The organism is Ruegeria sp. CH11 (genome assembly GCF_056537105.1).
The window spans coordinates 158,589-172,519 of sequence record NZ_JBQFQX010000007.1 but is presented as its reverse complement, the minus strand read 5'-3'; the positions used below and the strand labels follow the sequence as shown (position 1 = coordinate 172,519).

The window sequence follows — 13,931 nt, the reverse complement described above, 5'->3', positions numbered from 1 at the left end:
ATCACATGTAAATAAAAATATCTGATATTTTTTAAAATATCAACTTTTAATACTGGGCAGGAAATGAAAACGCCCGGGCAACGACCCGGGCGTGCTTAACCTTCGTGTTCGCAAAGCTTTAGATAGTGACCCAGCCGCCTTTGGACTGGTGAGAGCGCACAGAGGCATCAATGAATCGGACACCGTCTGCGCCCTGATTGACACTAGGATAGGTAAGCCAATCCACCGGAACAGCAACGCCATCCCGGCGCGCGGCTACGGCCATGGCAAATTCCGTATAAAGGTTGGCCCAGGCTTCGATAATCCCCTCGGGGAAACCCCGCGCGGTACGGATCAGACGTTCTACACCGGCGCCGATGCCATGCCCGTGACCTCGGCTGATGATACGATCCGGCTCACCAAAACGATTGAACTTCAGCTGCTCCGAATTCTCCAAGTCCCACTCGAGACCCCCTTCGCTCCCGAATATCCGCAGGCGCAAACCGCCTCGATTTCCGGGGGCAAGGCGTGTCGCCATCAGGGTTCCCGGAACCTCGTTTTGATAGCGGGTGAACATGAACACCGTGTCTTCCAACGGCTTGGGCGCGCCGCAGACATAAAACTCGGCCCGCAGATCGGTCATGGGTAGGCCCGAGACAAAACTGGCGAGATGCGCGGCATGGGTGCCGATATCTCCGACACAACTGGTCGGGCCAGAAATCTTTGGGTCCAGCCGCCATTTGACATGAGGCGCATCAGCCACATCTTCGGGCGTCATCCAGTCTTGCATGAACTCGACATGGATTTGGTTGATTTTACCGATGCCGCCTTCCGCCACGATTTGTTTGGCCTGCCGGATGACCGGAAAACACGACATCGCATAACCGACAACAAAGACCTGACCCGTGCGCGCGGTGATCTCCTCAAGCCCCTCTGCCTCGGCGACTTCATTGGTCAGGGGCTTGTCGCACAGCACATCAATGCCTGCTTCCAGAAATACCTTGGCCGCGTCGAAATGAACGTGGTTCGGGGTGGTGATCATGACGGCATCCACGCCGTCCGGGCGCGCCGCCTCGGCCTGTGCCATCTCCTCGAACGACGCGTAGCACCGGTCGGCCGGCAGGAACCACTCGGCCCCGCGCGCCTTGCTTCGCGCAGCGTCAGAACTGAGCGCGCCTGCGACGACCTCCCACCGGTCGGTCATTCGCGCGGCCGTTGCTTGCGTGACCGAGATCCGTCCACCACCAACAACGCCCAACCGCAAACGGCGAGACAAGCGAGGAAAGGGGCCGTCAAAGTTCTGGTCTTCGGGTAAAAGTCTTTCAGCCATTCTGAACCTCCATTTCCGGGACCCGTGCGCCCTCGGGCAGGATTTCAACCGCCATGAAAATGCTGGGGGTAATCGTCTCGTATTGATGCCAGGGATAGTTGCCGTCGGCGTCATACATCGGCTTGTGCGTCGCGCCCGGAGCCATGAATTCTTCGAGATAGAGCGTCTCAACGTCCCGCTCACGACATTGCTGCATTTTACCGAAGCCAACAATTTGCGTGTGCACTTCGCGGAACCCCGGCACCGGACAGAACGGATGCTCCTTGTGCAATCCGACATTCAGTGGGACCGAGCCGGAGTGGTACATGGTCAGTCCAACGTTACCCACGAAGACCTTTGGCGACATGTAGTGGCTAACACCGCGCAGACGCTCCTCCTGGCGGATATCAAAAGCAGATGGCCACGTATCTTTCACCCAAGCGAACAGCTCATCGTCATCACCATGGGCGTCGAAACCGTAGACAATAACCGCGCGTTCTACGCTGTTAAGCGTGCTGTCTTGCACGATGACAGACGAAAGCGGTGCAACGGTCTGATCCTCGACAGAGAGATTTCGCCCCCCAAGGTTAAGAACAATCGCACGACCCTCGACAGATATTCTGTCTTCATCGGTTATGTGCTGGACGCGAAAGAATGGCTGGGCAAAGTCGAGTGTCTCAATCGGCATGCGCCAACTCCTTCCTCTCATCGTTCAGGAAATCGACCGGCAGAGGTTCCGGTGCTGCGCAACGGCTTTCAATTGTCTGGTAAGCACCAAATTTCGGTGCCCGTTCAATAGCGTCCATGACCTCGAACGCATGGTAGGCAAGCGCTCCACTCGCGCGCGGTTGGCGTCCTTCTTGTGCCGCAAGGGCCAGGTCCAGAAGGCCGAGCCCGCGACTGTCTTCATTGAACCCGTGTTTGTTTTGGACCACCTGCCAGTCCTCGCGACCAGTTGGACGGGGCTGATGAGACCAGCGCGAAGTGCCCCGTGTCTTCAACCAGACATCCCCCTGAAAAATGTTGGCTCCATGAACCGGATCAGGGTCCGGGATGCTTATAGTTCCGTCTTCGCCATAGATCTCGAACCGCGGCGTTTCGCTGTCCCAAACGTCGAAACTCATAGTCATCGACCCTATAGCTCCGGATGAGAACTGCAGCAGGCTCAGGGAGTGCGTGTTGACCTCGACATCCATCCACTCTCCGTTGCGCGGGCCGTTTTCGATCATCCGCTGGTCAAATGTCCGCCGCGCCATTCCGGCGACCCGGTCAATGGGACCAAGGCAGCAGATCATCGCGGTCAGGTAGTATGGCCCAAGGTCCAGCAAAGGCCCGCCACCAGCCTGATAGTAGAAGTCCGGGTTGGGATGGTGGCGTTCTGTCCCGTGGGTACCGACATGCGCAAAAACCCCTGTTGGTTTGCCAATGGCACCCTCGTCGATCAAGCGCCGAACGGTCTGCCAGCGACCGCCCAGAAATGTGTCGGGTGCGCAACCGACCAGCAACCCCTTTTCAGAGGCCATATGCAGGATCGCCTTTCCATCAGTTCGGTTCATAACCAGCGGCTTTTCGGAATAGACGTGCTTGCCTGCCTTTAAGGCGCGCAGGCTGATTTCTGCATGGGCCGCCGGAATTGTCAGGTTCAAAACGCAGTCAATCGTCGGATCGGCGAACACTTCATCTGGCGTGCAGGCCTTGGCAATGCCGTATTGATCCGCCTTGGCGCGGCTTTCCGAAGGATCGAGGCTGGCGCAGGCCACGACCTCGACGTTTGAGAATTTGGATAGTGTTTTTAGATAGATATCGCTGATACGACCACAGCCGATAAGGCCGACCCGGAAGGATTTCGATGTCTCACGTGTCATCATTCCTGTCTTCGTAGAGGGGTAAGTAGTTCGGGGGCATCGGCCCTTTGTTGCGCCCGCCCTGGCCCATCTGCTCCCAGGCGTGGGCGAGAATTCCGACCGAGCGGGACAGGCAGAACAACCCGCGCGACAAGGGCGCGGGAAAGCCAAGCTCGCAGAAGATGACAGCTGTCGCGCCATCGATGTTCATTGCAATGGGCCGACCTCCGCGTTGACGGTCGAGTTCGGCCTGAACCTCTTCTCCGATATCGGCAAACCGGCCAGAAACGGTGCCATCACTCGCGGCGTCGCGAACCAGTTGCATCAACCGTGGCGCGCGCGGATCAACAGGCTTGTGGAACCTGTGACCAAAGCCCGAGACGATCTTGCCGTAGGTCTCGCGCCAATTGTTCAGACCGTCCTGAACGGCTTCGTTCAGCGATGCGCCAGCATCCAGCCGGGCCGCAATATCATAGTACAGCTCGGCACATTGCTCCCCTGCCCCACCGTGTACGTCGCCCAGCATGTTCACCGCAGTTGCCATCGCATTGTTCAGCCCGACCCCACAGGTGGCAGCCATGCGCGCCGCCGCGATCGATGGGGCCTGCGGACCGTGATCCACGCCTGCGACCAGCGCAGCCTCAAACAAACGCGCCTGAGCATCGCTGGGCAGATCGCCCCGTACCATCAGCCAGATCATCTGCGGGAAGGTTACATTCCCGATCAGGTCTTCGATGGGATTTCCACGAAACGCGATCTGTCCGGGTTTCATGTCGATTATGGACGTGCGCCACCAATGGCGAACTGCGCGCTCGTCGCTTGTGATTTTGTCTTCCGAGTCGGTCATTGGAGTTGCGTTTCTTTCGCGGGGTATTGTTTCGTTTGTGCAGCAAGGCGAATTGGGGCATTCCGTGCACCATACCCTGCATAGCCCGCGCGGCGTTCAACGATTTCAAAAAACAGTCCGTTGAAGATCGGGCGGCTGTAGATCTGAAAATACTCGGCACCCGCTGCCCGGTCGTAGAGAATGTTACCCCGGCGCAGTTGGGCGACTAAATCGTCATCCAACCCGAAAGCCGCCTGCAGATCGGCATAGTAGTTTTCCGGGATTGCGAGGCTGGGAAAACCGGACTCGCGCAGATGATCCGACGTTTCAAAAATGTCGTCCGACCGGAAAGCAATGTGCTGAACTCCGGCCCCAAACCCATCTTCAAGGAACGAAGCCGCCAGTGTTCGGCGCCCAACGGCCCCGTTCAGGTTCAGGCGCACTTCGCCTTCAGGACTTTCGATAGCCTGGCTTTGCACGACACCGGACGGGTCGGCGACGTTTACGATCGGCGATTTCGCCATCTCAAACGTCGAGATGTAATAGAGCAACCAGCATTGCATCTCATCATGGCGCATCGTCTGTGCCAGATGGTCGATACGGCGCAGACCGGCGGGCTGGGTCGCTTTTGTTTTGGCGACTGGCTCGAATTCGATGTCCCAGACACGGTGCAGATCAGATTTCTCATCGATGAAATGGACAACATTACCACCGACACCTCGGATTGCGGGAATATCCAGCTCGCCGGTGCCCACTGGTTGCGAGAAATTCGGCGCGCCCAGCGCGGTCGCGCGCTGAACCGTCTGATCCGCGTCCTTGACGCGCAACCCCATGTCGCAGACCGAGGGGCCGTGGCCCAGAAATGCCGAATGCGCGAAACCTTCCTTTTCGGTATTCACGACGATGTTTATGGCACCCTGCCGCCACAGCTCGACAGACTTGCTGACATGCTTTCGTTCCATGCGAAAACACATGGCCGAGAGCATATCGGCCAGCTGCGCGCCGCTTGTTTCGTCGGCTGTAAATTCGACGAATTCGAAGCCCGACGCATAAACGCGCTCAGGCAGGTCCGGGATGCCGAAATCGGCTCCCGGCTCGGTCCGCGACACCTCATCCAAAAGGTTGACCAGCGACCTAAAGCTGTCACGCGCCAGCGTTTGACCACCGGGTTGCGGCGCTGCCTCGTTGACACGCGCAATGGACCAAGACCCCTTGTACCCGGCACGCGCCAACACCCGAACGAAACCCGCTAGGTTCAACGACCCAAGCCCCGGCAAGAGCCCAAAGTGCCGCTTGAGCCTGCGGATATCCATTTCAAGCCGGGGTGCATCGGACAGTTGCACATGGAACAGGCGCTCTCCGGGAATGTCCCGAAGGCGGGCGGGCTTGGACCCGTCGGCCAGCGAGAAGAAGGAGTTCAAGGCCAATCCGAAATGAGGACTGTCAATCGCCTCGACAATGCGCAGCGCCTGCGCGTCCGAGTGGATGAGGTCGGACCAGGGCAAGCCCATATAGGCCAGACGTACCCCCATCGCCTTTGCAATCTCGGTCGCTTCCCCGAGGTCCGTGATCACCTGATCTTCGGTGGCGTCGGCGTCCACCTCAAAAGCAGAGCCAATGAGCAGCAGTTCTGTGCCCAACTCACCCATCAGGTCGAGTTTGCGCTTCAGCCGATCAAAAGCGCGCTGTTTACCGCCACCAGATTGACCTTCGAGGTTATGGAACGGCTGCAGCAGGCAGATTTTCAACCCGAGGTCTGAGGCAATGCTCTGGACCTGCGTTGGTGACCCGTCAAAGGCGGTCAAATCCGGTTCATGCAGTTCAACCCCGTCAAATCCGGCCCCGGCGATGGCATGCAGTTTCTCGGCCAAATCACCGGGGATGGATGTTGTCGAAACCGACAGGCACATTACCCCTGGTACCCAAACATGCGCGGCAACCACAGGACCAGATCAGGCATCAGCATCATGATTATCAAGGCAAAGATCAGCACCGCCAGGAAGGCCCAGATTTCCGAGATGATTTCACGTAGCGGGATGTCCGTCACGGCGTTGATCACAAAGAGCAAAATGCCATAGGGCGGCGTGATCAGGCCGATCATCGAGTTTACGACGACCAGCACTCCGAAATGCACCAGATCAATCCCGAGCGCTTCGCAGGTTGGAATGAACAGGGGCACGATCACCAGGATGATCGTCGTCGCATCCAAGACGCAACCCAGCGCGAGGATAAGCAGGTTGACCAGGATCAGGAAGACAATCGGGCTGACATCCGAACCCTCAAGCAAGGCCGAGATCGACTGAGGGATTTGCTCCTGAATGACGATGAAGTTCAAAATGAACGCGCCACCGATGACAACCCCAACGGCTGCCGACGAACGGGCACTGTCAACGAAGACCTGATAGAGGCCACGGAACGAAAGCGCGCGATAGAAGAACGCTGCCAGCAACAGGGCATAGAATGCGGCAACAGCGGCGGCCTCTGTTGGCGTGGTAACGCCCCCGTAGATGCCATAGAGCAGGATTGCGGGCATCAGCAGCGCCGGAAATGCGTTGGCGGTTTTTGCGGGCAATTCGCGCAGTGGGATCGGCTCTTCCAAGGCAAAGTTCCGCTTGCCGGCCAGATAGTAGTTCATCGCCATCAGGACGACGCCCATGATCAGGCCCGGCAAAATACCGGCCAGGAACAGCGACCCGATAGAGGCCTTGGAAACGAGCGCGTACAAAACCATCGGGATCGAGGGCGGAATGATCGGACCGATGGTGGCCGACGCCGCCGTGATTGCGGCTGCGTAGCCTCGGCTATAGCGACCATCTTTGGTCATCATCTCGATGATGATCTTGCCGATCCCCGCAGCGTCGGCAACGGCAGAACCGGACATGCCGGAAAAGATCAGCGACGCCACAACGTTGACGTGCCCGAGGCCGCCTTTGAAGCGCCCGACAGCAGCGACGCAGAAGTTCAGCAAGCGGTCGGTGATCGACCCCGCATTCATGATATTGGCGGCGACGATGAACAAAGGCACGGCAAGCAGGATCGTGCTTTTGTAGAAGCCTTGCAAGATTTTTTCACCCGCCAACGCAACGTCAAGACCAGCGACACCCAGATACATCAGTGACGCCAAAAGGATGGAATAGCCGATAGGTGTCCCGATGCCTGCCAGAACAAAAAGGGTTAGCAGGCAGGAAAGAAGTTCAAAACTCATTTGCTTGCGTCCTCGTCGTCTTCCACATCAACGCGGGGGTGTTCGTCGACCACGTTGTATCCCACGACCATTTCAAGTTCGGTTTTTGGTGGGCCGTTGCGCATGATGTCAAAGAACAGCCATGCATACCGCGCGGCCACGACCAGCATGAACACGGCATAGATCGAAAACACGGTTCGCAGCGGTATCTTCTCGCCCGAGAAGGGGTTGCGAACGGTCGCGGTTTTGCGGATTTTCATCCAGTCGATGTAGTCCCAAGTTGGCAGGAAGCTGTAGAGCATCCCGATCACGATTGCCGCGGCGGCCAGCATCGCAAAGACCTGACGGACGCGCCGGGGTACAGACAGATAGATAATGTCGAATTTTACGTGATCCCGCTCGCGCACGATGAAGGCGCAGCTGAAGAAGATCACCCAGACCCAGAGGATGCCGATCAGTTCAAGCGTCCAGCCCGCTGGGGTAAAGAAGTACCGCAGAAGAATTTGCAACAGAAAGATCAGGAAGATTGCCGCCAGCATCCCGCCGGCAATCGCTTCGGTCAGTCGGGAGAACCCCTTCATGAAGTCTTTCATTGCGGTTCTCCCTCCCTTGCAATACGGGCTTAGTTGCCCAGAGCGTTGATCTGATCCAGAACGCCCTCGGGCCACGCCCCGGCGAACTCGCTTTCAAGATACATGGACTGTACCTGATCGCGGAACGCTGCGAGATCGGGTTCGTAAATCTCCATTCCCTGCTCTTTCAGGAAGCTGACGAGATCTTCTTCTTTTTGAAGCTGTTTCTGACGACCCGATTCCGCAGCTGCATCTGCAGCTTCCTGAACCTTGGCTTGCTGTTCAGGGGTCAGACTGTCCCAAACTTCTTTGCCGATGGCGATATAGTTCAGGTCCACCAGGTGAGACGTCAGAACGATCTGATTGGTCACTTCGTAGAACTTTGCGTCCACGACTGTCGGCAGCGGGTTGTCCTGACCGTCAACAGCACCGGTCGACAGCGCGGTATAGACTTCCGAGAACGCCATAGGTGTTGGAGCCGCGCCCAGCGCCTTGCCCAGGAACTGCCATGCATCGGTGCCCGGCATCCGCAGGTTCACGCCATCCAAGTCGGCTGGCGTCGAAACCGTCAGTTCATCCTTGGGCTGGCGCAGGTTCACCTGGCGACGGCCCAGATACATGACCGACAGCAATTTGACGCCCAGTTCTTCTTCGGCCTTCTGCTTGAAGGCATCCATCAAGGGATCGTTGAAAACAGCGACCTGATGCGCTGCATCCTGATGGACATAGCCTGCGGTAAAGATCGAAAACTCGGGGAAGAACTGCGCCAGTTCCTGCGCCGAGGTGATCGACATTTCCAGGTTGCCACGGCTGATCGCGTCCAACTCGGTGCCTTGCGCGAAGATGGTGCCGTTGTAGCTGGGTTCATAGCTTGCGAAGTCGGCAACCATGGGCGCGAAAACCTCCGCCATGGCGACCGAACGCTGATCGGTTTCCGACCCCGACGTTGCGAGGCGAAGTTGCACTTTGTCGTCTGCCAGTGCTGCACTTGTTGCGCTGAACAGAACTCCGGTTGCGACCAGGGCTGATACAGCAGCCCGGCGTGTAAGTTTGAAAGTCACGTTTTTCCTCCCTGAGACATCACTGATGCTTCTTTTTGACGATTCCAAGTTTTGACCTATTTTGGACATTTTGCAAGATTTTTTGCAAAATATCTGATATTTTATACTGCTGTGGCTTTTGCCGGTGGAGTTCGTTGCAGGCTATTTATCCTGACCGTCTCTCCGGTTCGGCAGGAATTTTGAATGGCTTCAATAACTTGCAGCGTCCTCAGACCCTCCCAACCGGATACTATCGGGTCTGCTTCGTGCCGAGCCACTTCGACAAAGTGCCGGAGTTGGTTGACCAATGGGTCCGACGCCCCCTTCTTCAACGCTGTCGACGAGATCGGTGTCCACCAATCCCTTTGCTGTCCTTGATAGCTCCAAAGTCGAAGATCGGGGACGGACAATGACCCATGCGAACCACCGATCATATAGCTGCTTTCGGTTGTTGACGGATAGATCGGATATTCCTGAGACGTCATCTCCCAGCTCCAAGGGGCGACGATACTGTCGGATACGCTTATGGTCCCGATTGCCCCACCCTCGAACGTCAATAACGCCCCGGCAACATCTTCATTGTCAAATCCGCGCTGCGAATCAGCCGACTGTGCTTGGACGGTCACAACCTCGCCAGCCAAATGCCGCAGCAGATCAACGTCATGGACCAGATTAACTGAAATAGGGCCTGCACCTGGTTTCTTTCGCCAGGGCGCAGCGTCAAAATACCCGTCGGGTTTGTAGAACCAGCAATTCGCATGGACTGCACGAACATCCCCGATCCTGCCTTCTGCAATGGCTTCCTTCGCCGACTTGATCAGAGGGTTGTGCCGCCGATGGTGCCCAACCATGAGTGGCACGTTCGCTTTCTCGGCCGCTTGGACAAGTTCCAACGCCGCAATGGCCTCGACGGCGATTGGTTTTTCAACAAGAACAGGGCAACCGTGGCAAATACAGGTAAGGCCCTGCTCGACATGCAGTGTCGTTGGGGTCGCAAGCACCGCCCCGTCCGGTGACTGCTGGGCGAACATTTCATCAAGCGTTTCGTAAAACGCCACACCATGCTCAACGGCATAGGCACGGCCTTCGTCACTGGGGTCAACAACTGCGACCAGGTCGACATGACGCAACGCTCGGATTGCATCTGCGTGGCGGCGTCCAACAAGGCCAATGCCAACGATGGCAACGCGAAAGTTCTTTGACACTTTGCTTCCTTCCGGTGGTTCCGGTGCTCTCCGGGACCCATTTTTTCGAATGAGCAAAACTGCTCTGCTTGGTGACGACCGTATTGGGGTTTTTGCGATTCCGCAATAATGTATGATATTTTTATTTTTACCATACATCAGTTTGGATTGCTGATGTCCCCTAAAAATGGTAAATGAACGAAGAAACCAAAAATATCGGGTGAAACGAATGGCGAAACAGCCGTCCACGATAGGTGCCAGCACCTATCAGCGCATCAAGCGGGATATCATCTTCGGAGAGTTGCAGCCCGGTTCGAAACTGAAGCTGGACGCGCTGAAAGATCGCTACTCGGCCAGTCTCTCGACACTTCGTGAAACGCTCAACAGGCTAGCCAGCGATGGGTTCGTCGAGGCACCTGAACAGCGGGGTTTTCTGGTCACGCCGGTATCCCGCGAAGATCTGACCGAGATCGCAGAGCTGCGCGCCCTGTTGGAATGCCACGCATTGGAACTGTCGATTGCAAACGGCGATACCGATTGGGAAGGCAACCTTGTCGCCGCGCACCACAAACTGCACTTGATGGAGCAGCAGCTTCTCAAAGGAGATGACTCGGAGAAAGAAACCTGGAAACGGTACGATTGGGAGTTTCATCAGGCCATGATCGCGGCCTGCAACTCCAGAAACCTTCTGTCTCTGCACTCGATCATCTACGATAAGTACCTGCGCTATCAGATGCTTGTACTGACCTACCGCGGCGAGGACGCTGTCAAGGAACACAAGGGCATGTTCGATGCTGCATTGGCCCGAGATGCAGGTACGGCCAAGAAACTTCTGGAAGATCACATCCGTAACGGCCTCGCCCATACCCTGAAGGCAATGTAGGCCAACCTATTGCAAAAAGCCCGGATACCTTGCGCTCGGGAAATGCGGGTTGTGAGCAAAGCTGCGCCGCGCAAGTGAGGCTTAGGCTTTAGGGCATTCTGCACCGGATGGACCCTCTTCTTCGAGCAGGTCGACGGGTGCGGCAGTGCGCGGGCGACGTCGTCAAATTGGACACAAAACGCATGGGCCGGTAATGTTCAAATCAAGGCGCCCAGTTGGGTGACCATGCGGTCGCCATTGTTTGCGTTGTTGCCACCAAGCTCATTTCAGCTTGGATGATATTGGGTTTGGTTGAGGTCGTTGTTATGAACCTTTCGCGGTTGTCACTGTTGCTTGTCGTGTTCATCGACGTGATGGGCTTTGGGCTAATCCTGCCGATTTTCAACACTATCTTGCTGGACCCGCAGCAGACATTCTTGCCGCATGATACGCCTGCCCATATTCGACAGTTCGACTACACTGTTCTCATCGCCGTCTTCTTTCTGTTTTACTTTTTTGGCGCTGCATTCATCGCAAAGGTGTCGGATTACATAGGCCGGAAGAAAGGCATCATGATCTGCCTGACCGGAGCGTTGATCGGCTATGTTCTGACCGTGGCCGCGATCATGACGGCCAGCTATTGGTTGTTGCTTTTGGGTCGCGCGATCTCGGGTTTTACGACCGCCAATCAACCCATCGCTCAGGCCGCTTTGATCGACATCAGCCACGACGACCAGGAAAAGTCAAAGAACCTCGGGATGATCGTCGCGGCGTCAGCGTTGGGTCTGTTGGGCGGCCCGTTGATTTCAGGATTGCTGAGCGACCAAAATCTGATGGGTTCATTCGCCTCACTGGAGCTGCCGTTCTACGTTGCGATAGGCCTTATACTCGTCAACATGGCACTGATCCTGTTCTTCTTTTCAGAGCCCGGTTTCAATCCGCAGAAAATCGACTTTGGGCTTTTGGATGTTGTCCTGAACCTGTGGAAGGTCTTTGCGCACCCGGTCGTGCTGAGGCTTTCAATCGTCATGTTGTTCTCGCTCATGTGCCTGAACGCGTTTTTCTTTTTTATCGACACTTACCTTCTGACCCGGTTCCGGTTTGGGACGTTGCAAAACAGTATGGCTCTGGCCGTGTTCGGAGGTTCCATGGCCTTTGGCAGCGCCTACCTGACAGCGCCGTTGCACGAACGGTTCAAAAAGTTCCCGATACTGTATGTATCTATTGCTGCGATGGGCTTGGGGATACTGGCCTTTATGCTTAACCCTGTCGCTGATCTTTCGTATGTGTTGATCGTTCCGATAACAATCGCGTTCGCAATCATGTATCCGACGATGCTGTCGCTGTTTTCCGGCAGCGTTGGCCCGACTGAGCAAGGTTGGGTGATGGGCGTGACGGTGGCAATCTACGCCCTAGGCTCAGGCACCATTACATCATTGAGCGGCTCTTTGATGGCGATCAATCTGAAGATGCCGTTCGTCATCGCTGTGATCTGCTGCGTCTTGGCGCTTGTTGCCATGGCCAAGCTGTTCCGACACCCGGGCGTCCAGGCTCTGGACACCAAAGGCAAGTGATCTTCGCCATTGCAGCTAGAATTGGGTCCATAGAGCCCGATACAGGGTATCGGTGGTTTGCGTCAGGCAACTTCAGAGTTCTTTCTTCCAAACTGCCGCAAGCTTTCGGTCGTTCTATTCCATCAAAAAGACCTGTTCCATCATCGACCATTGGTCGCCCTTGTTACGGGTCACCAGAGGTTGCTGACATGGGTCGGTCAGCGCCCACCATTCCTGCGTTTTTGGGTCCTTGGCCATTTCGGCCATGTCACGCTCGAAATCGTCGCCATGATATTCCCAATAGCCAAACAGGAGGTTTTCAGGCTCTCGCAGGAAGATCGAGTAATTGCGAATGTTGCTGCGCCTGATTTGTGCCAACACATCCGGCCATGCGTTCGCGTGCAGGCGCTTATACTCCTCGATCTTTTCGGGCCGGATACCGATCATCATTCCCATGCGTTGCATCACGCGGCCTCGCGGATATCGTGATGAACCATTTCCATCCGTGCAATGGCGTCCCAGTCCCAATCGATGCCAAGCCCGGGGTCACTCGACGGTACCCCTTTGCCATCCACAACCTGAATCCCGCTGCGGGTCACGTTGTCCAGCTGCGGGATGAATTCCAGCCATTTCGCGTTCGGAACGGCGCAGATCAGCGGCAGATGAAGCTCCATCAGGAAATGCGGGCAAACAGCGACATTGAAACATTCAGCCATATGCGCGACCTTGAGCCAGGGTGTGATCCCCCCGACCCGCGCCACGTCAACCTGCACAATCGACGCGGCACCCATCTGTAGATAGTCTTTGAACTGGCTGGCCGAATACATGCTTTCCCCAACTGCAATCGGCACCTGCGAGTGGCGGGCAAGTTCCACATGCGCACCTATGTCATCGGCGGGCATGGGTTCCTCGAACCAAGCGATGTTCAAATCATCCAGCATCGCGGCAGCGCGGATTGCCTGAGACAAATCATAACTCTGATTGGCGTCGGTCATGATCTCGTAGTCATCGCCCACTGCAGCGCGTACGGCCGCCAGCCGACGACGATCCTGCGCAATGAATTCCGATCCGATCTTGATCTTGGATCCTTTGAACCCTGTTTCTTTGGCCTCTAGCGCGTTTTCCACCAATTGTTCTTCGGTGAAATACATCCAACCGCCTTCGGTCGTATAAAGGCGCATGCTGTCGCGCACGCCGCCTGCGGCCTTCCACAAGGACTGATCGTTCTTTCGGCAGTTCAGATCCCAGATCGCGGTGTCGATCGCCGCCAACGCCAAAGAGGTGATCGCCCCCACGGCCGTTGCATGGGTTAGAAACAGCAAATCGCGCCAGATCTGTTCGTGTCGAGAGGGGTCCTTGCCTATCAAAGCCGGTGCCAGGGTCCGTTCCAGCAGCGACACAACAGCCGGCCCTCCCGTTCCGATGGTGTAGCTATAGCCGGTGCCAACCGCGCCATCACTGTCATGGATGATGACAATCGGGGTTTCCTGACTGACAAAGCTCTGGATCGCATCTGTGCGGGTAATCTTGGGCAGCAGATCGATCATTTTGATTTCAACGCGGGTGATTGTCGCCATG

At 56.4% G+C, this 13,931-nt stretch carries 13 protein-coding genes; 2 read left to right on the top strand and 11 right to left on the bottom strand.

What is annotated here, in order from left to right:
* Positions 1 to 118 precede the first annotated feature (118 nt).
* The 9 genes from ACR0LX_RS13205 to ACR0LX_RS13165 all read right to left on the bottom strand — a co-directional run bounded on the left by ACR0LX_RS13205 (position 119) and on the right by ACR0LX_RS13165 (position 9,959).
* Complete coding sequence (locus tag ACR0LX_RS13205; RefSeq protein WP_480784109.1) at positions 119 to 1,309, bottom strand: Gfo/Idh/MocA family protein; 1,191 nt, start codon at positions 1,307 to 1,309, stop codon at positions 119 to 121.
* Positions 1,302 to 1,976, bottom strand: coding sequence for a hypothetical protein (locus tag ACR0LX_RS13200; protein ID WP_480784108.1), 675 nt, complete (start codon positions 1,974 to 1,976; stop codon positions 1,302 to 1,304). The genes ACR0LX_RS13205 and ACR0LX_RS13200 overlap by 8 nt, the downstream gene beginning before the upstream one ends.
* Positions 1,966 to 3,153, bottom strand: a complete 1,188-nt coding sequence (locus tag ACR0LX_RS13195; RefSeq protein WP_480784107.1) for a Gfo/Idh/MocA family protein — start codon at positions 3,151 to 3,153, stop codon at positions 1,966 to 1,968. The genes ACR0LX_RS13200 and ACR0LX_RS13195 overlap by 11 nt, the downstream gene beginning before the upstream one ends.
* Positions 3,143 to 3,979 (bottom strand): citryl-CoA lyase, encoded by an 837-nt coding sequence (locus ACR0LX_RS13190; protein ID WP_480784106.1) that lies wholly within the window; start codon positions 3,977 to 3,979, stop codon positions 3,143 to 3,145. The genes ACR0LX_RS13195 and ACR0LX_RS13190 overlap by 11 nt, the downstream gene beginning before the upstream one ends.
* Positions 3,976 to 5,868, bottom strand: coding sequence for a bifunctional sugar phosphate isomerase/epimerase/4-hydroxyphenylpyruvate dioxygenase family protein (locus ACR0LX_RS13185; protein ID WP_480784105.1), 1,893 nt, complete (start codon positions 5,866 to 5,868; stop codon positions 3,976 to 3,978). Before ACR0LX_RS13185 ends, ACR0LX_RS13190 begins: the two co-directional genes overlap by 4 nt.
* Positions 5,868 to 7,163: a TRAP transporter large permease gene (locus ACR0LX_RS13180; protein WP_170473842.1), complete on the bottom strand. Its 1,296-nt coding sequence runs from the start codon at positions 7,161 to 7,163 to the stop codon at positions 5,868 to 5,870. The genes ACR0LX_RS13185 and ACR0LX_RS13180 overlap by 1 nt, the downstream gene beginning before the upstream one ends.
* The gene (locus ACR0LX_RS13175) at positions 7,160 to 7,735 is read right to left on the bottom strand and encodes a TRAP transporter small permease (protein ID WP_480784104.1); all 576 of its coding nucleotides are present in this window, start codon (positions 7,733 to 7,735) and stop codon (positions 7,160 to 7,162) included. The genes ACR0LX_RS13180 and ACR0LX_RS13175 overlap by 4 nt, the downstream gene beginning before the upstream one ends.
* Positions 7,736 to 7,764: 29 nt before the next feature.
* Positions 7,765 to 8,775, bottom strand: coding sequence for a TRAP transporter substrate-binding protein DctP (dctP, locus tag ACR0LX_RS13170; RefSeq protein WP_480571337.1), 1,011 nt, complete (start codon positions 8,773 to 8,775; stop codon positions 7,765 to 7,767).
* Between the two features lie 101 nt (positions 8,776 to 8,876).
* Positions 8,877 to 9,959 carry a Gfo/Idh/MocA family protein gene (locus ACR0LX_RS13165; RefSeq protein ID WP_480784103.1) on the bottom strand — a complete coding sequence of 361 codons (1,083 nt, stop codon included), beginning with the start codon at positions 9,957 to 9,959 and terminating at the stop codon, positions 8,877 to 8,879.
* A 208-nt stretch (positions 9,960 to 10,167) separates the two neighbouring features.
* On the opposite strand from ACR0LX_RS13165, the gene ACR0LX_RS13160 reads away from it, so the two are divergent.
* Both ACR0LX_RS13160 and ACR0LX_RS13155 read left to right on the top strand, forming a co-directional pair.
* Complete coding sequence (locus ACR0LX_RS13160) at positions 10,168 to 10,821, top strand: GntR family transcriptional regulator (RefSeq protein WP_480571331.1); 654 nt, start codon at positions 10,168 to 10,170, stop codon at positions 10,819 to 10,821.
* Between the two features lie 305 nt (positions 10,822 to 11,126).
* The gene (locus ACR0LX_RS13155) at positions 11,127 to 12,374 is read left to right on the top strand and encodes an MFS transporter (protein WP_480784102.1); all 1,248 of its coding nucleotides are present in this window, start codon (positions 11,127 to 11,129) and stop codon (positions 12,372 to 12,374) included.
* A gap of 114 nt (positions 12,375 to 12,488) precedes the next feature.
* Here the strand turns inward: ACR0LX_RS13155 and ACR0LX_RS13150 are convergent, their stop codons facing one another.
* Complete coding sequence (locus ACR0LX_RS13150) at positions 12,489 to 12,818, bottom strand: L-rhamnose mutarotase (RefSeq protein ID WP_480784101.1); 330 nt, start codon at positions 12,816 to 12,818, stop codon at positions 12,489 to 12,491.
* Positions 12,818 to 13,930 carry a mandelate racemase/muconate lactonizing enzyme family protein gene (locus tag ACR0LX_RS13145; RefSeq protein ID WP_480784100.1) on the bottom strand — a complete coding sequence of 371 codons (1,113 nt, stop codon included), beginning with the start codon at positions 13,928 to 13,930 and terminating at the stop codon, positions 12,818 to 12,820. Before ACR0LX_RS13145 ends, ACR0LX_RS13150 begins: the two co-directional genes overlap by 1 nt.
* Position 13,931 lies beyond the last annotated feature (1 nt).